The organism is Klebsiella sp. JN_Kp122, from assembly GCF_040062085.1.
Lineage (GTDB): Bacteria > Pseudomonadota > Gammaproteobacteria > Enterobacterales > Enterobacteriaceae > Klebsiella > Klebsiella aerogenes.
In genome coordinates this window covers 1-17,279 of sequence record NZ_JBEAHW010000032.1, presented here as the reverse complement: position 1 = coordinate 17,279, position 17,279 = coordinate 1, and the positions used below count along the sequence as shown (strand labels likewise).

The window sequence follows — 17,279 nt, the reverse complement described above, 5'->3', positions numbered from 1 at the left end:
AATAATCAGCTGCTTGCAGCATGCTTCATGATGATTGCGAGGCGCGTCCCAGCCAGCTATCCCAGTCTTTCCATACCGGCTGCAGGCCACGGGCGGCCAGCGCGCTGGCGACCTCTTCAGGGCGGCGATCGTCGTGTGGCGCAAATTGCTCAAGTTCCGGATGATCGTCGGCGTAGCCGCCGGGCTGGGTTTTGGAGAACGCGCTGACGTTGTTAATCGCCAGCGGGATCACCCGGTCGCGGAACCACGGTGATTCACGGGTCGAGAGCGACAGCTCAACCTCCGGCGCCAGCAGGCGGAAGGCGCAAATGGTCTGCACCAGCTGACGTTCGTCCATCAGCGAGGCTGGCGCAATCCCTCCGGCACAAGGGCGTAAACGCGGGAAGGAGATAGAGTAACGGCTGCGCCAGTAGTGCTGCTGTAGCCACAGCAGATGTTCGGCGACCATAAAGCAGTCCACCCGCCAGCTGTCGGAAAGACCAATGAGCGCGCCGAGGCCGATCTTGTCGATCCCCGCTTCGCCCAGGCGATCCGGCGTATCAAGGCGCCAGAAGAAATCCTGCTTTTTACCTTTCAAGTGGTGCTGGGCATACATGCCTTCATGGTAGGTCTCCTGGTAGACCATCACCCCATCAAGCCCCAGCGTTTTTAGTTCGGCATACTCTTCGGTCGCCAGCGGCTGCACTTCCATATGCAGCGAGGCAAACTGGCGGCGGATGGATGGCAGATGCTGGCGGAAATAATCCATTCCGACCTTACTCTGATGTTCGCCGGTGACCAGTAACAAATGCTCAAAGCCTAAATTGCGGATTGCGGCGCATTCGCGGGCAATCTCTGCTTCATCCAGCGTCTTGCGCTTAATGCGATTACTCATTGAGAAGCCGCAGTAGGTACAGTCGTTGGCGCACAGGTTGGACAAATACAACGGTACGTAAAAGCTGACGGTGTTGCCGAAGCGCTGCCGGGTGAGGCGCTGAGCGCGCTGGGCCAGCGGTTCAAGGTAATCGGCCGCGGCAGGAGAGAGCAGAGCCATCATGTCATCGCGGGTGAGCTGCTTTGCCGCCAGCGCTCGTTCGACGTCGGCGGCGGTTTTGCTGTTGATGCGCAGGCGGATGTCATCCCACTCCAGCTGCCGCCAGCGATCGCTAAAAGTTTTCATGCCAGCGCCTCCAGAAAACCGGTCAGCGGGCTGGTGGCCTGCGCCTGGGAACTGCGCGCCCCCGGCCCAGCCTGACGCGCCAGTAATCCGGCATCGACCGCCATGCGGAAGGCGCGGGCCATGGCGACAGGATCGTCGGCGACGGCAATGGCGGTATTGACCAGCACCGCATCAGCGCCCATCTCCAGCGCCTGCGCCGCGTGGCTCGGCACGCCGATCCCGGCATCGACGACCACCGGTACCGTCGCCTGTTCGATAATAATCTCCAGCATAGCCCTGGTTTCCAACCCCTGGTTGGAGCCTATCGGCGCGCCCAACGGCATCACCGCCGCGCAGCCAGCCTCTTCCAGCCGTTTGCACAGGACCGGGTCGGCGCCGCAATAGGGCAGGACGACAAATCCTTCGCGCACCAGCAGTTCCGCCGCCTTCAGGGTTTCAATGGGGTCAGGCAGCAGCCAGCGGGCGTCCGGGTGGATCTCCAGTTTCAACCAGTGGGTGCCTAAGGCTTCCCGCGCCAGGCGGGCGGCAAATACCGCTTCTTCCGCCGTCTTGGCGCCTGAGGTATTCGGCAGCAGGTTAACGCCCGCCGCCAGCAGCGGCGCGAGAATCGCGTCATTATGCTGGCGTAAATCGACGCGCTTCATCGCCAGCGTCACCAGCTGGCTTCCCGAGGCGCGAATCGCCTCAACCATCACCTCCGGCGCGGCGAATTTGCCGGTTCCGGTAAAAAGGTGGGATTCAAATGTCTTATCAGCAATACGTAACATGTCAGCCTCCGGCGATAACCTGAAAAAGCAGGACCCGATCGCCTTCCTGCAAGAGATGATCTTCCCACCGTTCGCGTGGCAGGATGTGTTGATTGAGCGCCAGCGCAACGCCCGGCTGGAGCTGCTCCAGCTGGCTAAGCAGGGCGCTTACGCTGAGGTTGTCCGCGCACTCCAGCGGTTCGTCGTTAAACCAGACTTGCATCATGGCCTCCGCATACCGGGCAGCCCTGGGCCTTTTGCAACGTAAGGTTGCGCCAGTTGCTGGTGCGGGCGTCAAACAGCCGTAGCGTGTTGCGCGGCGTCGCCATGCCGCTAAGGAGCTTTATGGCCTCCAGCGCCTGCAGCGTCCCCATCATGCCGACGACCGGACCGACGATCCCCGCGGTGCGGCAGTTACGTTGCGGTTCGGCGGTGTCCGGCCACAGGCAGCGATAGCAGCCCTGCGCCCAGGGCGGCGTCAGCACCATCAACTGGCCGCCGAAGCCGACGGCGCTGGCGGTCACCAGCGGCGTCTCAAGGGCTACGCAGGCCGCGTTAATCGCCTGGCGGGCGATCATGTTATCGGTACAGTCCAGCACCACGTCGGCTTTCGCCACTTCAGCGCGCAGCGCCTCGCCGCTTAAACGCTGCTGTAGCGCGACGAGGCGAATTTGCGGATTGAGTTGGTTGAGACGCGTCTTTGCCGCCGCGGCTTTCGGCTGGTCGATATCGTCACTGGTGAACAGAATTTGCCGCTGCAGGTTGCTGAGATGCACCGCGTCGTCATCGGCCAGCGTCAGCGTCCCGACGCCGGCCCCCGCCAGATATAGCGCCGCCGGCGAACCTAAGCCGCCCAGGCCAATAATCAGCGCCCGGCTGGCTAACAGTTTCTGCTGCCCCTCAATGGCGATATCTTCCAGCAGCAACTGGCGGCTATAGCGCATGAAATCGTGATCATTCATCGCCTGCTCCCGCCAGCGCTAACAGTTGTGCAGTGGCAGCCCGCCAGTCTGCTGCCTGGGTAATGGCGCTGACGACCGCGATGCTGCCAACGCCGGTGGCCAGTACGCCCGGCGCTTTATCCAGACTGATGCCGCCTATCGCTACCGTCGGATAATCGGCCAGCCGCTGAATATGCCCGGCAAGCTGTTCAAGGCCCTGCGGCGCCGAAGGCATCTGTTTGGTTTGTGTCGGGAAGACGTGTCCCAGTGCGATATAGGAAGGGCGCGCCGCCAGCGCGACGTCAATTTCCATGTCGTCGTGAGTGGAGACGCCAAGGCGCAGTCCGGCTTTACGGATGGCGCTCAGGTCGGTGGTTTCCAGGTCCTCTTGACCCAGATGTACGCCATACGCCTGGTGCTTAATCGCCAGTTGCCAGTAATCATTGATAAACAGACGCGCGTGATAGCGGCGGCCAAGCGCGATGGCGGCGATAACATCATCCTCTACGTCGCTGTCGCGCTGGTCCTTGATCCGCAATTGAATAGTGCGTACGCCGGCTTCCAGCAGGCGCTCAATCCACGCCACGCTATCGACAACCGGATAAAGCCCGAGACGAAACGGTACGGGCGGAAAGTCAGGCTGGTACATCAGGCATTTTCCTTTTTCAGGTAGATTTCACCGCCGCGGGCGCGGAAGTTATTCGACATATCGGCCATGCCGGCTTCGATATTTTGCTTCGCGGCGTAGTCGCGGACTTCCTGCGTGATCTTCATCGAACAGAATTTCGGCCCGCACATGGAGCAGAAGTGGGCGACCTTGCCGGATTCCTGCGGTAAGGTTTCATCGTGATAGGCCCGCGCGGTAAAGGGATCGAGGGCGAGGTTGAACTGGTCTTCCCAGCGGAATTCGAAACGTGCTTTTGACATCGCGTTGTCGCGGATCTGCGCCCCGGGGTGGCCTTTAGCGAGGTCGGCGGCGTGGGCGGCGATTTTGTAGGTAATCAGCCCCTGTTTTACATCCTCTTTGTTGGGCAAGCCGAGATGTTCTTTTGGCGTGACGTAGCACAGCATGGCGCAGCCAAACCAGCCAATCATTGCCGCGCCGATACCGGAAGTGAAATGATCATAGCCCGGCGCGATGTCGGTGGTGAGCGGCCCCAGCGTGTAGAACGGCGCTTCGTGGCAGTGCTCCAGCTCTTCGGTCATATTGCGGCGAATCATCTGCATCGGCACGTGGCCGGGGCCTTCAATCATCACCTGAACGTCATACTCCCAGGCGATTTTAGTCAGCTCGCCCAGCGTATGCAGCTCGGCGAACTGAGCCTCGTCGTTGGCATCCTGAATCGAGCCGGGGCGCAGACCATCGCCGAGGGACAGCGACACGTCATAGGCGGCGCAGATTTCACAGATTTCGCGGAAGTGCTGGTAGAGGAAGTTTTCCTGATGATGCGACAGGCACCACTTGGCCATGATCGAACCGCCGCGCGAGACGATCCCGGTCAGCCGCTTCGCGGTCATCGGCACGTAGCGCAGCAGCACCCCGGCATGAATCGTGAAGTAGTCGACGCCCTGTTCGGCCTGTTCCAGCAGGGTATCGCGGAAGGCTTCCCAGGTCAGGTTCTCAGCAATGCCGTTGACCTTCTCCAGCGCCTGGTAAATCGGGACGGTACCAATCGGCACCGGGCTGTTGCGCAGGATCCATTCGCGGGTCTCGTGGATATAGCGGCCGGTAGAGAGGTCCATTACCGTGTCGGCGCCCCAGCGGGTTGACCAGACCAGCTTCTCGACTTCTTCTTCGATGGAAGAGGTCACCGCCGAGTTGCCGATATTGGCATTCACTTTCACCAGGAAGTTGCGGCCGATAATCATCGGCTCGGATTCCGGGTGATTGATATTGGCCGGGATGATGGCTCGCCCGGCAGCGACTTCATCGCGGACGAATTCGGCGGTAATGTTGTCCGGCAGGCGTGCGCCAAAGCTTTCTCCGGCATGCTGCTGGCGCAGCACCTCGCTGCGGATACGCTCGCGGCCCATGTTTTCGCGAATGGCGATGAATTCCATCTCCGGGGTGACGATCCCCTGGCGGGCATAGTGTAGTTGCGTCACGCATTTGCCAGCGACGGCGCGTTTAGGCGTCAGCAGGCCGCCGAAGCGCAGTTCATCAAGGCCATCGTCGGCCAGCCGCGCTTTAGTGTAAGCCGAGCTGCGTTCGTTGAGCGGTGCGCAGTCGTTACGCGCGTCGATCCACGGTTGGCGTAGTTTTGCCAGCCCCTGGCGGACATCGATGTTGATCTCCGGGTCGCCGTATGGCCCGGAGGTGTCGTACACCGATATCGGTTCGTTGGCTTCGTATTGGGGGTTATCTTTATCACCGCCGATGAGCGTCGGGCTGAGCTGGATTTCACGCATCGGGACGCGGATATCAGCCTGTGAGCCTTGAATGTAAATGCGGCGCGAATTGGGAAAAGCGGTACCTTCCAGCGTATCAATGAATCGCTGCGCGTGTTCGCGTTGTTCCCGGCGGGTCAGTTTGGTAGTAGACATAGCGCATTCCAGTTACAAAAAAAGGAGATGGCTTGTCAGACGACGGATGGAGTAACAGATGCGACCAGCCCGTAACGGGCAGGTGCGACCAGCAGTTTACTCTTGTTCCCTTCGCAGGTATTAGCCTGATCAGGTTCCGCGGATCCCGAATAAACGGTCTCAGCCTTTTCCACTTCAGCGTTCGCGTGGAAAATAGGCACTCCGACAAGATGAAATCCCTCCGCAGAGGGATAATGTATGTAAATTACTCGTTAACGGTTCACAACTCAAGCGGTCGGCGCGATATTGTCGCCAACGTTGTCTTTCTGATCGTGAGCGACGACCAGCGCCAGCAGCTTGTCCTCAAGCGCGAAGCGCGCCTCCAACGATTCGCCGATATCTGACAGCGCCTGCTGAAATTCGAGATAGTTATCATGATCGATGGCGTTTTCGAGGCAGGTATCGTAGTAGTCCATCATCTGCTGGGTATTGGCTTCCAGCTGCGGGTAGATTTTGGTGGCGGCTAAAAGAGGGGTACTCCCTTCCATTTCTCCGATAATACGTTCATAAATATTAAAATGACCGGATGAGAGGTAATCCACCAGGCTTTGGCAAAAGTCATCCAGCGCCTTTTCATTAAGCCGCATAAAGGACTCTTTGCCGGGTTTCAGGCCAACCAGGTTGTAGTAAGCCACGAGCAAATGCTTACGCACAAGCAGCCAGCGATCGACCAGTTTGTTATTGCCTCCAACACGTTCCGTCAGGTTTTCCAGCTGGTTTAACATGATTGACTCCGCAAGATTAAAAATAACGTTGCTCAGCAAATGTAAATATAATGTTAAAAGTGCCAGTAAAACGAAGGTAGCGCAATAGATATGGATCGTATTATTGAAAAATTAGATCGCGGCTGGTGGATCGTCAGTCACGAACAAAAATTATGGCTTCCCGCAGGGGAATTACCACATGGCGAAGCGGTAAATTTTGATCTTGTCGGTGAACGCGCGCTACATCTCGGCGAGTGGCAAGGCGAAGCGGTGTGGCTGGTGCGTCAGGATCGTCGCCGTGATATGGGATCGCTGCGCCAGGTATTGGATCAGGATCCTGGGCTTTTCCAGTTAGCAGGGCGCGGGATCCAGTTGGCCGAGTTTTATCGATCGCATAAATTCTGCGGCTACTGCGGCCACCCGATGCATGTCAGTAAAACCGAGTGGGCGATGCTGTGCGGCCACTGCCGCGAGCGCTATTATCCGCAAATTGCCCCCTGCATTATCGTCGCCATTCGTCGCGACGATTCAATTCTGCTGGCGCAGCATACCCGCCATCGTAATGGTGTCCATACGGTGTTGGCCGGGTTTGTCGAAGTGGGTGAAACCCTTGAGCAGGCGGTCGCCCGCGAAGTGATGGAAGAGAGCGGCATTAAGGTGAAAAACCTGCGCTATGTGACCTCCCAACCGTGGCCCTTCCCGCAATCATTGATGACCGCCTTTATGGCTGAATACGATAGCGGCGATATTGTCGTGGATAAGAAAGAGCTGCTGAGCGCAGAGTGGTATCGCTATGACGATTTGCCGCTACTGCCGCCGCCGGGCACGGTGGCGCGACGCCTGATCGAAGATACGGTGGCGATGTGTCGGGCAGAGTACGAGTGACATGTTACACTGGGCGCATCAACGCTAAAGGAATGTAAAAATGACCGAACTGAAAAACGATCGTTACCTGCGCGCGCTGCTGCGCCAGCCGGTTGATGTCACCCCGGTGTGGATGATGCGCCAGGCAGGCCGCTATCTCCCGGAATACAAAGCCACCCGCGCGCAAGCGGGCGATTTCATGTCGCTGTGTAAAAATGCCGAGCTGGCCTGCGAAGTAACGCTACAGCCGCTGCGCCGTTACCCGCTGGATGCGGCGATCCTCTTTTCGGACATCCTGACGATTCCGGATGCGATGGGGCTGGGGCTGTACTTTGAAGCTGGCGAAGGCCCGCGCTTCACCTCGCCGGTGAAATGCAAAGCCGACGTCGACAAACTGCCGGTGCCGGACCCGGAACAAGAATTAGGCTACGTGATGAACGCCGTGCGCACCATTCGCCGTGAACTGAAAGGCGAAGTACCGCTGATTGGTTTTTCCGGCAGCCCGTGGACGCTGGCGACCTATATGGTCGAAGGCGGCAGCAGCAAAGCCTTTACCGTCATCAAAAAGATGATGTACGCCGAACCGCAGGCGCTGCACGCGCTGCTGGATAAGCTGGCGAAAAGCGTCACCCTGTATCTGAACGCGCAGATCAAAGCGGGCGCGCAGTCGGTGATGATTTTCGACACCTGGGGCGGCGTGTTGACCGGCCGCGACTATCAGCAGTTCTCGCTCTACTACATGCATAAAATCGTCGATGGCCTGCTGCGGGAAAACGAAGGCCGTCGCGTACCGGTAACGCTGTTCACCAAAGGCGGCGGACAATGGCTGGAAGCGATGGCGGAGACCGGCTGCGATGCGCTGGGTCTCGACTGGACCACCGATATTGCCGATGCTCGCCGTCGCGTAGGCCACAAAGTGGCGCTGCAGGGCAATATGGACCCGTCGATGCTTTATGCCCCTGCCGCCCGCATTGAAGACGAAGTGGCGAACATTCTCGCCGGCTTCGGCCAGGGCGAAGGCCATGTCTTTAACCTTGGCCACGGCATCCATCAGGACGTCGACCCACAGCATGCAGGAGTCTTTGTTGAGGCGGTGCATCGTCTCTCCGCGCAATATCACCAATAGGAGATAAGCATGATGGATTTAGCTGCGCTACGGACCCAACAGCAATCTTTAGCCGCGTCGGTAGAACGTGCGGACCGATTGGATCGCGACCCGCCGGTGCTGATCGGCGGCGCCGATGTGGGGTTTGAGCAGGAGGGGGAAATTACCCGAGCTGCTATGGTGCTGCTAACTTATCCGGGGCTTGAGCTGGTGGAATATCAGGTGGCGCGCGTCGCCACCACGATGCCGTACATCCCCGGCTTCCTCTCCTTTCGCGAGACCCCCGCGCTGCTGGCGGCGTGGCAACAGCTATCGCAAAAGCCCGATCTGTTGTTCGTCGACGGGCACGGTATTTCACATCCCCGGCGGCTTGGCGTCGCCAGCCATTTTGGCCTGATGGTTGATGTGCCAACGATTGGCGTAGCGAAAAAACGTTTATGCGGCAAGTTTGAACCGCTTGGCGCCGAGCCCGGCGCGCTGGCGCCATTAATCGACAAAGGCGATCAGCTGGCCTGGGTCTGGCGCAGCAAAGCACGCTGCAACCCGCTGTTTATCAGTACCGGCCACCGCGTGGGTATCGATAGCGCGTTAATGTGGGTGGAACGTTGTATGCAGGGCTATCGTCTACCCGAGCCGACGCGCTGGGCCGATGCCGTGGCATCCCGTCGGCCTTCCTTTGTGCGTTGGCAAGCAAATCACGGCTGATTCAGGTACACTGCGCCTAATTTCTGACTTCGAGAATTCATCATGTTACAAAACCCGATTCACCTGCGCCTGGAGAAACTGGAGAGCTGGCAGCACGTCACCTTTATGGCCTGCCTGTGCGAGCGTATGTACCCTAACTACGCCATGTTCTGCAAGCAAACCGAGTTTGGCGACGGCCAGTTATATCGTCGTATCCTCGACCTGATCTGGGAAACGCTGACGGTAAAAGATGCGAAGGTGAATTTCGACAGTCAGCTGGAAAAGCTGGAAGAGGCGATTCCGTCCGCGGATGACTACGACATGTACGGCGTCTATCCAGCTATCGATGCCTGCGTCGCGCTGAGCGAATTAATCCACTCACGCCTGAGCGGTGAAACGCTGGAACATGCTATCGAGGTCAGTAAGACTTCCATTACTACCGTCGCGATGCTGGAAATGACTCAGGAAGGTCGCGAAATGACCGATGAAGAGCTCAGAGCCAACCCGGCGGTTGAACAAGAATGGGACATTCAGTGGGAGATTTTCCGCCTGTTGGCCGACTGCGAAGAACGCGATATTGAACTGATTAAAGGGCTGCGTGCAGACCTGCGAGAGGCCGGCGAGAGCAATATTGGTATAAATTTTCAGCAATGAGACCACAAAACGTGATTTACCGCCTGAATTGTAGCGTCTGAAGACTTCCATTCCGCCCCCTGTCTGGTCTACATTTGGGGGGCGAAAAAAAGTGGCTATCGGTGCGTGTATGCAGGAGAGTGCTTTTCTGGCATTTCCGTCGCACTCGATGCTTAGCAAGCGATAAACACATTGTAAGGATAACTTATGAACAAGACTCAACTGATTGATGTAATTGCGGACAAAGCTGACCTGTCTAAAGCACAGGCAAAAGCTGCCCTGGAATCCACCCTGGCTGCAATTACCGAGTCTCTGAAAGAAGGTGATGCTGTTCAACTGGTTGGTTTCGGTACCTTCAAAGTGAACCACCGTGCTGAGCGTACTGGCCGCAACCCGCAGACCGGTAAAGAAATCAAAATCGCTGCAGCTAACGTGCCAGCATTTGTTTCTGGCAAAGCGCTGAAAGACGCAGTCAAGTAAGACCGCGTGGCAGTGTCCAGTTTTAACGAAGGGGCTTTTAAGCCCCTTTTGTCTAACTGGCGTCGCACGCTGACGCTGGCAGGGGCGCTATTGCTCACTGCCTGCAGCCACGATTCCTCACTTCCTCCTTTCACCGCCAGCGGCTACGCCGATAACCAGGGCGCCATGCGCATCTGGCGCAAAGATGCCGGCGATGAAGTTCACCTGCTTGCCGCTTTTAGTCCATGGCACCGCGGCGACACCTCAACCAGCGAGTACCGCTGGCAGGATGGCCAACTAACGCTTATTGAGCTCAACGTATACGGTAAACCGCCGGAACATATTCGCGCCCGCTTTGACGCCCAGGGCGAGCTGAGCTTTATGCAGCGGGAAGTCGACGGGCAGAAGCAGCAGCTTTCCAGCGACCAGGTTGCGCTGTACCGCTACCGCGCACAGCAAATCCGTGAAACCAGCGATGCATTGCGTCAGGGACGGGTAGTTTTACGCCAGGGGCGCTGGCATGCCGATCGTACCGTGACTACCTGTGAAGGCCAGACCGTGAAGCCTGACCTTGATGAGCGGGCATTAGCGCATATTGAACGCCGCCAGAATCACTCCTCCGTAGAAGTGAGCGTGGCGTGGCTGGAAGCACCGGAAGGCTCGCAACTGCTGCTGGTGGCGAACGAAAACTTCTGTACCTGGCAGCCGAACGAAAAATCGTTCTGAGTTTTACCAGTGGTTCATGCCCATATGACCACCGCCATTACCGCGGCAGCCGCCGTAACCCATACCCGCGCCGCGAGGAACGCCTGCTTCCGCAAGGGCGATATCAAATTTTACCCGCTGCTGATCCAGCTGCTGGCTTAATGTTTCCATTTCCTTCGCCACGGCCTCAATTTTTCCGCTTTCTGGTTTTGGCGCGGTGAGCAGCGCATTGTACTCGTAGCGTTTGGACTGTAACTGCTGGCGCAGGGCGCTGGTTTGCGCATAGTAATTGTCATGTAGCTTCTGCACGGTCGCTTGCTGTTCCTGGGTGAGCTGGCTGTAACCCTGCGCGCCCATCCCGTTATTGTAGCCCCAGTGATGTCCGGCCCAGGCCGCGTGACTGCCAAAGGTCAGAGCGGCAAGCGCCACGAGGACGAGGGATAAAGTGGGTTTCCGTTTCATAGCGTGATCTCCTGTGTGGTTTCCCTCGGTATTGCATCTTCCATGCCAGCCTGAAAAAGCGCGTGAATATAGGCCTGCCCGCGGCGAACATTATCCTGGCGAGTAAAAATGACCCGTTCTGGCTGGGGCCTGCGAGTCATTTTTACTCGCTAAATCACCGGCGATATGTCTGAGGACAGGTTTCACGGTGTGGAAAAATGGCATGATTCCTGCTGATGGATCCTGGAGATAGCGAATAAGGACACGATAAGGACCCGCCCATGCCGCGCATTATCTCATTTTCCCGGGACGCCCTGAGCTGGTTACTGACCGGCACGGTCGTCCTGTTAGTTCTTCTGTTTTCCGCGATGATCGTCCGCGATTATGGTCGGGAGACCGCCGCCGCCCGGCAAAACATCGAAGAAAAGGGGAGTGTGCTGATCCGCGCCCTGGAGTCCGGCACGCGTGTCGGCATGGGGATGCGAATGCATCACGCGCAGCTGCAGGCGTTGCTGGAGGAGATGGCATGGCAGCCCGGAGTGTTGTGGTTCGCGGTGACCGATGAAAACGGTAAGATTATCGCCCACAGCGACCCGCAACAGGTGGATACCGCGCTGTACAGTCCTGCGCAAATGCGTGAACTCAAGGTTGGCGAGCAGGAGCGCTGGCGCCGGCTTGCCGAGCCGCAACCGGCGCTGGAGATTTATCGCCAGTTTCGCCCGCTTAACCCTGCTCGTGGTCACCATATGGGGATGATGAAGCGCTGCAACAGCGCGCTGGCTCAGCCCAATGTTCCACAGGTGATTTTTATCGCCTTTGATAGCCGCGAGCTGGATGCGGCGCAGGCTCGCGGCTTGCGTAACATGATGATCATGCTGGTGGCCGCGGCGCTGGTCATCGTCGCGACGATCCTCGCTCAGTTCTGGTTCCGCCGCTACCGTCGTTCACGTCAGCAGCTACAGGAGGCGATGGCCCGCAAAGAAAAACTGATGGCCCTTGGGCATCTGGCGGCTGGCGTCGCGCATGAGATCCGCAACCCGCTCTCTTCGATTAAAGGACTGGCAAAGTATTTTGCCGAGCGTACGCCGCCGGGCGGCGAGGCGCAGGAGTTAGCGCTGGTGATGGCCAAAGAGGCCGACCGCCTGAACCGGGTCGTCAGCGAACTGCTGGAGCTGGTTCGCCCCGCCCATTTAAACTACCAGCCGGTCGATATTAACGCGCTTATCCATCACTCATTGCAGCTGGTAAGCCAGGATGCGCAGAGTCGCGGGATCGAACTGCAATTTACTCCGCGCCCTGAATTAACCTCGATTAAAGCCGACCCCGACCGTCTGAACCAGGTGCTGTTGAATCTGTATCTGAATGCGATGCAGGCTATTGGCCGCGATGGCGTCATTCACGTATCGGCATGCGAAGCCGATCGGCAACGTGTGAAAATTGTCGTCAAGGATAGCGGTAAGGGGATGAGCGATGAAGAGCTGCAGGCCATCTTCACTCCTTATTTCACCACCAAGGCGGACGGCACAGGGCTGGGGCTGGCGGTGGTACAGAATATTATCGAACAACATGGCGGGACGATCCGCGCCGAAAGCCAGCCGGGGGCCGGAGCGATATTTACGCTTTGGCTGCCGGTGGATGCTCAACGGAGGGAAGATGAGCAGCGATAAAGTACAGATTCTGGTTGTCGATGATGACATCAGCCACTGCACGATTCTGCAGGCGCTGCTGCGTGGCTGGGGCTATCAAGTGGCGTTAGCCCACAACGGCCTGCAGGCGCTGGAGCAGATCCATCAGCAGGTCTTCGACCTGGTGCTATGCGATATCCGCATGGCGGAGATGGACGGTATCGCGACATTAAAAGAGATCAAAGCCTATAACCCGGCGATTCCGGTATTAATCATGACGGCATTCTCCAGCGTAGGCACGGCGGTTGAGGCTATTAAGTCCGGCGCGCTGGATTATCTGATCAAGCCACTGGATTTTGACACCCTACAGCAGACGCTGGTTCAGGCGCTGGCGCACACCCGGCAGAGCGAGAGCGATCTCAGCGCCTCGTCAGATTTACGATGGGGCATGATTGGCGAAAGCCCGGCAATGCAGGCGCTTATCAACAATATTACGCTGGTGGCGCCCTCGGACGCGACGGTGCTGATCTGCGGCGAATCGGGGACCGGTAAAGAACTGGTGGCGCGCGCCATTCACGCCTGCAGCGAGCGCCGCGACAAGCCGCTGGTGACGCTAAACTGCGCAGCGCTCAATGAGTCGCTGCTGGAATCCGAGCTGTTCGGCCATGAGAAAGGGGCTTTTACCGGCGCGGAAAGGCGGCGGGAAGGGCGTTTTGTCGAGGCGGATGGCGGCACGCTGTTCCTTGATGAAATTGGCGATATCTCGCCGTTGATGCAGGTGCGTCTGCTGCGGGCGATTCAGGAACGCGAAGTGCAGCGCGTGGGCAGTAATCAGACGCTTTCTGTCGATGTGCGGCTAATCGCCGCCACCCATCGTAATCTGGCGGAGGAGGTGAGCGCCGGGCGTTTTCGCCAGGATCTCTATTACCGCCTGAATGTCGTAACTATTGATATGCCGCCGCTGCGTCAGCGGCGTGAAGATATTCCGCAACTGGCGCAGCACTTTCTTAAGCGTTACGCCGAACGCAATCGCAAAACGGTGCAGGGATTTACGCCGCAGGCGATGGATCTGTTGATTCACTACGACTGGCCGGGGAATATCCGCGAACTGGAAAATGCGGTGGAGCGGGCGGTGGTGCTGCTGACCGGAGACTACATTTCCGAGCGTGAACTGCCGTTGGCGATAGCGGGCGCGCCGCTGCCGGTCACTGGCAACGATGAGGCGCTGATTCAGCCATTAGTGGAAGTTGAAAAAGAAGTCATTCTCTCGGCGCTGGAAAAAACGGGCGGCAACAAAACTGAAGCCGCCCGTCAGTTAGGCATTACGCGTAAAACGCTGCTGGCAAAACTCAGCCGTTAGTTTTCTCACGCGCGATGGCGCGCCAGCCGATATCGTTACGGCTGAAGCTGCCGTTCCAGTGAATATCGGTCAGCAGTTCATAGGCGCGCTGCTGCGCCTGAGCCACGGTGTCACCCAGCGCGGTCACGCACAGCACGCGCCCGCCGTTGGTGACCACGCGCTGGTCGTCTGCCAGTTTGGTGCCGGCATGGAAGACTTTACCGTCTGCGGCTTCCTGCTGCGGCAGGCCGTGGATCTCATCGCCCGTGTTGTAGCTGCCCGGATAGCCACCGGCGGCAACCACGACGCCCAGCGAAGCGCGGTTATCCCACTCGGAAGTTTTCTCGTCCAGCTTGCCCGCGCAGGCGGCGAGGCACAGCTCTACCAGATCGGATTTCATGCGCAGCATGATCGGCTGGGTTTCCGGATCGCCAAAGCGACAGTTGAACTCAATAACCTTCGGATTGCCCTGCTTGTCGATCATCAGACCGGCATACAGGAAACCGGTATAGGTGTTACCTTCAGCGGCCATACCTTTAACGGTTGGCCAGATAATCCGCTCCATGGTGCGCTGATGGACTTCATCAGTAACCACCGGCGCCGGGGAGTAAGCGCCCATACCACCGGTGTTCGGGCCGGTATCGCCGTTGCCGACGCGCTTGTGATCCTGGCTGGTGGCCATCGGCAGGACGTGCTCGCCGTCGACCATGACAATAAAGCTGGCTTCTTCGCCATCGAGGAACTCTTCAATCACGATGCGGTGGCCTGCATCGCCAAAGGCGTTACCGGCCAGCATATCTTTGACCGCCGCTTCGGCTTCCTCAAGGGTCATCGCCACGATAACGCCTTTACCTGCCGCCAGACCGTCGGCTTTGATGACGATCGGCGCGCCTTTCTCCCGCAGATAAGCCAGCGCAGGCTCAACTTCGGTGAAGTTCTGGTATTCCGCCGTCGGGATATGATGACGAGCGAGGAAATCTTTGGTGAAGGCTTTTGAACCTTCCAACTGCGCGGCGCCTTCGGTTGGCCCGAAGATGGCGAGCCCTGCGGCACGGAATGCGTCTACTACGCCAATGACCAGTGGCGCTTCCGGACCCACGATCGTCAGATCGATTTTCTCATCCTGCGCGAAGCGTAGCAGGGCCGGAATATCGGTGACGCCGATGGCGACGTTTTGCAGCGCCGGCTCCAGCGCGGTACCCGCATTGCCCGGCGCGACATAGACGGTATCAACCAGCGGCGACTGGGCCGCTTTCCAGGCCAGCGCGTGTTCGCGCCCGCCGTTGCCGATTACTAATACTTTCATCTGCTGCTCCGTGAATTAATGGCGGAAGTGGCGCATGTCGGTGAAGATCATGGCGATACCATGTTCGTCCGCGGCGGCAATCACTTCTTCGTCGCGGATAGAGCCGCCCGGTTGGATAACGCAGGTGATGCCTACTGCGGCTGCGGCATCAATACCATCGCGGAACGGGAAGAAAGCGTCAGAGGCCATGGCGGAACCTTTCACTTCCAGACCTTCGTCACCGGCTTTAATCCCGGCAATTTTCGCTGAGTAGACGCGGCTCATCTGACCGGCGCCTATACCGATGGTCATATTATCTTTGGCATAAACGATGGCGTTGGATTTGACGAATTTCGCTACTTTCCAGCAGAACAGCGCATCGCGCAGCTCTTGCTCGCTCGGCTGACGTTTGCTAACCACGCGCAGTTCGCCCGCGGTGACCATACCGAGATCGCGGTCCTGAACCAGCAAGCCGCCATTGACACGTTTGAAATCGAGACCCGCGACGCGAGCATCCCACTGGCCGCAGACCAGTACGCGGACGTTCTGCTTAGCGGCGGTGATTTTCAGCGCTTCTTCGCTAGCGGATGGCGCGATGATCACTTCGACGAACTGGCGAGAGATGATCGCCTGCGCGGTTTCAGCATCCAGCTCGCGGTTAAAGGCGATGATGCCGCCGAACGCGGAGGTTGGGTCGGTTTTGTATGCGCGATCGTAGGCGTCGAGGATCGAGTCGCTAACGGCAACGCCGCATGGGTTGGCATGCTTGACGATAACACAGGCCGGTTCGTTAAACTCTTTCACGCACTCCAGCGCCGCGTCGGTATCGGCAATGTTGTTATAGGAGAGCGCTTTGCCCTGCAGCTGGGTGGCGGTAGCCACTGAGGCTTCTTTTACATTCTCTTCTATATAGAAGGCCGCCTGCTGGTGGCTGTTTTCGCCGTAGCGCATATCCTGCTTCTTAATGAAGTTCAGATTCAGGGTACGCGGGAAGCGGCCAGCGGCTTCTTTGCTTTCACCGTGATAGGCCGGAACCATGCTGCCGAAGTAGTTAGCGATCATGCTGTCGTAAGCGGCGGTGTGTTCGAAGGCTTTAATGGCGAGGTCGAAGCGGGTGTCCAGCGTGAGGGAACCTTCGTTGGCGTCCATCTCATTAATGATGGCGTCGTAGTCGCTGCTCTTAACCACGATGGCGACATCTTTATGGTTCTTCGCCGCAGAGCGCACCATGGTCGGGCCGCCGATATCGATGTTTTCCACCGCGTCTTCCAGCGAACACCCTTCACGAGCGACGGTCTGGGCAAACGGATAAAGGTTAACGACAACCATATCGATAGGCGCGATACCGTGTTGCTGCATGATACCGTCATCCTGACCGCGACGACCGAGGATGCCGCCGTGTACTTTCGGATGCAGGGTCTTCACGCGTCCATCCATCATTTCCGGGAAACCGGTGTAGTCAGAGACTTCGGTAACCGGCAGGCCTTTATCTGCCAGCAGGCGAGCGGTGCCGCCGGTGGACAGCAGCTCGACACCACGAGCGGAAAGCGCCTGCGCGAATTCGACGATACCGGCCTTGTCAGAAACACTGAGCAGAGCGCGGCGGACTGGACGACGTTGTTGCATGGTATTAAATCCCCAGGATTTGAACATTACAGAGAGCGTTAGGTGAGTTTTTGCCTAAAAACTCACCTAACGCACCCAACCGGGCATCCGTGTCATAGCGCGGCATTGTAACGAAAACGTTTGCGCAACGCTCGCGAATTTTTATCTTTCTCTTTCAGCCGATGATTCTCTCCTTATATGGCAGTGGATGTAGCGGGGTTTGAGCCCTCTTTTGCCATGCTCCTGTGGATAATTCTGTGTGTAAAAGGGTATAAAGCGGGGTTTTGCTGGGGAATGCAGCAGTCAGTCATTTTTCTGCAATTTTTCTATTGCAGGCGTTCGAGAACTCCCTATAATGCGCCTCCATCGACACGGCAGATGTGAATCACTTCACACAAACA

At 58.0% G+C, this 17,279-nt stretch carries 18 protein-coding genes and 1 riboswitch; of the genes, 8 read left to right on the top strand and 10 right to left on the bottom strand.

Annotation, left to right across the window (positions count from 1 at the left end):
• Positions 1-25: 25 nt before the first annotated feature.
• The 7 genes from thiH to ABLU78_RS13585 all read right to left on the bottom strand — a co-directional run bounded on the left by thiH (position 26) and on the right by ABLU78_RS13585 (position 6,154).
• Positions 26-1,159, bottom strand: coding sequence for a 2-iminoacetate synthase ThiH (gene thiH / locus ABLU78_RS13615; protein WP_032709581.1), 1,134 nt, complete (start codon positions 1,157-1,159; stop codon positions 26-28).
• Positions 1,156-1,926 carry a thiazole synthase gene (gene thiG / locus ABLU78_RS13610; RefSeq protein WP_045380674.1) on the bottom strand — a complete coding sequence of 257 codons (771 nt, stop codon included), beginning with the start codon at positions 1,924-1,926 and terminating at the stop codon, positions 1,156-1,158. Before thiG ends, thiH begins: the two co-directional genes overlap by 4 nt.
• 1 nt (position 1,927) lies before the next feature.
• On the bottom strand, positions 1,928-2,128 hold the full coding sequence (thiS, locus tag ABLU78_RS13605; protein WP_015704010.1) for a sulfur carrier protein ThiS: 201 nt from the start codon (positions 2,126-2,128) through the stop codon (positions 1,928-1,930).
• Entirely contained in the window at positions 2,112-2,867 is a 756-nt protein-coding gene (locus ABLU78_RS13600; RefSeq protein ID WP_045380671.1) for a HesA/MoeB/ThiF family protein, read from the bottom strand. Before ABLU78_RS13600 ends, thiS begins: the two co-directional genes overlap by 17 nt.
• Positions 2,860-3,495 carry a thiamine phosphate synthase gene (thiE, locus tag ABLU78_RS13595; protein WP_048230174.1) on the bottom strand — a complete coding sequence of 212 codons (636 nt, stop codon included), beginning with the start codon at positions 3,493-3,495 and terminating at the stop codon, positions 2,860-2,862. The genes ABLU78_RS13600 and thiE overlap by 8 nt, the downstream gene beginning before the upstream one ends.
• Entirely contained in the window at positions 3,495-5,390 is a 1,896-nt protein-coding gene (gene thiC, locus ABLU78_RS13590) for a phosphomethylpyrimidine synthase ThiC (RefSeq protein ID WP_045413583.1), read from the bottom strand. The genes thiE and thiC overlap by 1 nt, the downstream gene beginning before the upstream one ends.
• A gap of 89 nt (positions 5,391-5,479) precedes the next feature.
• Positions 5,480-5,604: riboswitch (TPP riboswitch) on the bottom strand.
• A 52-nt stretch (positions 5,605-5,656) separates the two neighbouring features.
• Positions 5,657-6,154 (bottom strand): Rsd/AlgQ family anti-sigma factor, encoded by a 498-nt coding sequence (locus ABLU78_RS13585; protein ID WP_015368814.1) that lies wholly within the window; start codon positions 6,152-6,154, stop codon positions 5,657-5,659.
• Positions 6,155-6,244: 90 nt separating this feature from the next.
• On the opposite strand from ABLU78_RS13585, the gene nudC reads away from it, so the two are divergent.
• The 6 genes from nudC (at position 6,245) to ABLU78_RS13555 (ending at position 10,604) form a co-directional block, all read left to right on the top strand.
• Positions 6,245-7,018 carry an NAD(+) diphosphatase gene (nudC, locus tag ABLU78_RS13580; RefSeq protein WP_020079899.1) on the top strand — a complete coding sequence of 258 codons (774 nt, stop codon included), beginning with the start codon at positions 6,245-6,247 and terminating at the stop codon, positions 7,016-7,018.
• A 40-nt stretch (positions 7,019-7,058) separates the two neighbouring features.
• A complete protein-coding gene (hemE, locus tag ABLU78_RS13575) occupies positions 7,059-8,123 on the top strand; it encodes a uroporphyrinogen decarboxylase (protein ID WP_015704014.1) in 1,065 nt (354 codons plus the stop codon).
• 12 nt (positions 8,124-8,135) lie between these two features.
• Positions 8,136-8,807 carry a deoxyribonuclease V gene (gene nfi, locus ABLU78_RS13570; RefSeq protein WP_015704015.1) on the top strand — a complete coding sequence of 224 codons (672 nt, stop codon included), beginning with the start codon at positions 8,136-8,138 and terminating at the stop codon, positions 8,805-8,807.
• Between the two features lie 42 nt (positions 8,808-8,849).
• Positions 8,850-9,440 carry a YjaG family protein gene (locus tag ABLU78_RS13565; protein ID WP_015368810.1) on the top strand — a complete coding sequence of 197 codons (591 nt, stop codon included), beginning with the start codon at positions 8,850-8,852 and terminating at the stop codon, positions 9,438-9,440.
• Positions 9,441-9,626: 186 nt separating this feature from the next.
• Positions 9,627-9,899, top strand: a complete 273-nt coding sequence (hupA, locus tag ABLU78_RS13560; RefSeq protein ID WP_002884342.1) for a nucleoid-associated protein HU-alpha — start codon at positions 9,627-9,629, stop codon at positions 9,897-9,899.
• Positions 9,900-9,911: 12 nt separating this feature from the next.
• A complete protein-coding gene (locus ABLU78_RS13555) occupies positions 9,912-10,604 on the top strand; it encodes a DUF1481 domain-containing protein (protein ID WP_032715619.1) in 693 nt (230 codons plus the stop codon).
• 3 nt (positions 10,605-10,607) lie between these two features.
• On the opposite strand, the gene zraP is transcribed toward ABLU78_RS13555, so the two are convergent.
• Complete coding sequence (gene zraP / locus ABLU78_RS13550; RefSeq protein ID WP_032715417.1) at positions 10,608-11,045, bottom strand: zinc resistance sensor/chaperone ZraP; 438 nt, start codon at positions 11,043-11,045, stop codon at positions 10,608-10,610.
• 260 nt (positions 11,046-11,305) lie between these two features.
• Between zraP and zraS the strand changes: the two genes are divergently transcribed.
• Positions 11,306-12,691 carry a two-component system sensor histidine kinase ZraS gene (gene zraS / locus ABLU78_RS13545; RefSeq protein ID WP_032715418.1) on the top strand — a complete coding sequence of 462 codons (1,386 nt, stop codon included), beginning with the start codon at positions 11,306-11,308 and terminating at the stop codon, positions 12,689-12,691.
• Entirely contained in the window at positions 12,678-14,009 is a 1,332-nt protein-coding gene (gene zraR / locus ABLU78_RS13540) for a sigma-54-dependent response regulator transcription factor ZraR (RefSeq protein ID WP_032715419.1), read from the top strand. Before zraS ends, zraR begins: the two co-directional genes overlap by 14 nt.
• Here zraR and purD read toward each other — a convergent pair.
• Positions 13,999-15,294 (bottom strand): phosphoribosylamine--glycine ligase, encoded by a 1,296-nt coding sequence (gene purD / locus ABLU78_RS13535; RefSeq protein WP_048230173.1) that lies wholly within the window; start codon positions 15,292-15,294, stop codon positions 13,999-14,001. The genes zraR and purD overlap by 11 nt on opposite strands.
• 15 nt (positions 15,295-15,309) lie before the next feature.
• The gene (gene purH / locus ABLU78_RS13530; RefSeq protein ID WP_047039963.1) at positions 15,310-16,899 is read right to left on the bottom strand and encodes a bifunctional phosphoribosylaminoimidazolecarboxamide formyltransferase/IMP cyclohydrolase; all 1,590 of its coding nucleotides are present in this window, start codon (positions 16,897-16,899) and stop codon (positions 15,310-15,312) included.
• Positions 16,900-17,279 lie beyond the last annotated feature (380 nt).

Bases quoted from the DNA above. Each gene is read 5' to 3' on its own strand.
- hemE (WP_015704014.1), top strand. From the start codon at position 7,059: ATGACCGAACTGAAAAACGATCGTTACCTGCGCGCGCTGCTGCGCCAG.
- ABLU78_RS13585 (WP_015368814.1), bottom strand. From the start codon at position 6,154: ATGTTAAACCAGCTGGAAAACCTGACGGAACGTGTTGGAGGCAATAAC.
- ABLU78_RS13565 (WP_015368810.1), top strand. From the start codon at position 8,850: ATGTTACAAAACCCGATTCACCTGCGCCTGGAGAAACTGGAGAGCTGG.
- thiE (WP_048230174.1), bottom strand. From the start codon at position 3,495: ATGTACCAGCCTGACTTTCCGCCCGTACCGTTTCGTCTCGGGCTTTAT.
- ABLU78_RS13600 (WP_045380671.1), bottom strand. From the start codon at position 2,867: ATGAATGATCACGATTTCATGCGCTATAGCCGCCAGTTGCTGCTGGAA.
- thiS (WP_015704010.1), bottom strand. From the start codon at position 2,128: ATGCAAGTCTGGTTTAACGACGAACCGCTGGAGTGCGCGGACAACCTC.
- zraP (WP_032715417.1), bottom strand. From the start codon at position 11,045: ATGAAACGGAAACCCACTTTATCCCTCGTCCTCGTGGCGCTTGCCGCT.
- thiC (WP_045413583.1), bottom strand. From the start codon at position 5,390: ATGTCTACTACCAAACTGACCCGCCGGGAACAACGCGAACACGCGCAG.
- zraS (WP_032715418.1), top strand. From the start codon at position 11,306: ATGCCGCGCATTATCTCATTTTCCCGGGACGCCCTGAGCTGGTTACTG.
- nfi (WP_015704015.1), top strand. From the start codon at position 8,136: ATGGATTTAGCTGCGCTACGGACCCAACAGCAATCTTTAGCCGCGTCG.
- purD (WP_048230173.1), bottom strand. From the start codon at position 15,294: ATGAAAGTATTAGTAATCGGCAACGGCGGGCGCGAACACGCGCTGGCC.
- nudC (WP_020079899.1), top strand. From the start codon at position 6,245: ATGGATCGTATTATTGAAAAATTAGATCGCGGCTGGTGGATCGTCAGT.
- thiG (WP_045380674.1), bottom strand. From the start codon at position 1,926: ATGTTACGTATTGCTGATAAGACATTTGAATCCCACCTTTTTACCGGA.
- thiH (WP_032709581.1), bottom strand. From the start codon at position 1,159: ATGAAAACTTTTAGCGATCGCTGGCGGCAGCTGGAGTGGGATGACATC.
- hupA (WP_002884342.1), top strand. From the start codon at position 9,627: ATGAACAAGACTCAACTGATTGATGTAATTGCGGACAAAGCTGACCTG.
- zraR (WP_032715419.1), top strand. From the start codon at position 12,678: ATGAGCAGCGATAAAGTACAGATTCTGGTTGTCGATGATGACATCAGC.
- purH (WP_047039963.1), bottom strand. From the start codon at position 16,899: ATGCAACAACGTCGTCCAGTCCGCCGCGCTCTGCTCAGTGTTTCTGAC.